The 616-nt window shown below is 50.6% G+C and carries 1 protein-coding gene and 1 pseudogene; one reads left to right on the forward strand and one right to left on the reverse strand.

Annotated features, from left to right (window positions below; translation table 11 throughout):
* A partial coding sequence (gene folB, locus BG74_RS02095; protein WP_439895633.1) for a dihydroneopterin aldolase occupies nucleotides 1-283 on the reverse strand: 283 nt, incomplete at its 3' end.
* 106 nt (nucleotides 284-389) lie between these two features.
* On the opposite strand from folB, the pseudogene BG74_RS15935 reads away from it, so the two are divergent.
* A pseudogene (locus BG74_RS15935) lies at nucleotides 390-616 on the forward strand (glycerol-3-phosphate acyltransferase); the annotation flags it as partial.

The following is a 616-nucleotide window of genomic DNA, read 5'->3' on the forward strand; positions in this document are numbered from 1 at the left end:
TGACGCGTATCCAGGGCAATTTAAACTTGGTCATCAACCGATTCGCTGTCTCCTCGGCGACCCGCTCCACTAGCGCAAAAGTCTTTCCGTTCACAAGCGACAGCACGGCCTCGGTGACATCTGCATAGCTCAGACAGTCCGCCACATCATCGCTAAGCCCCGCCGGACGGTTATCCCAGCCCATTTCCAGATCGAAAACTAATTTCTGTAGGCGTTGCTGTTCCCAGTCATAGACGCCTATCACCGCCATTACCGTTAATTGCTCAATAAATACAATGTCCATGTGACATACTCAGTTTTTGTGGCTATTAGGATACCACCTCCTCGGAAATATACGTATTATCCACAGATAACGAAATAAAACGAATGTTGATGAATGGAATGTGATTATGGATGCTATCGCGATTGGCATGATAATCCTCGCCTACCTGTGCATGTGCGGCTCAGTATCCAAGCGCGATCCTGATCTGCAGGCTTCATCACGCGCCTGCCGGATCCACGCACCATCAGTTCCGGCAATCCCGGCGCCACAAATGTGTTGCGACTCGGCGGCAGGATTGGAGCCGCGGGCGTGACGGTATTCGATATATTTAAAGGGATGATCCTGGTGTGGATA

This window comes from Sodalis-like endosymbiont of Proechinophthirus fluctus (assembly GCF_001602625.1).
GTDB lineage: Bacteria > Pseudomonadota > Gammaproteobacteria > Enterobacterales > Enterobacteriaceae.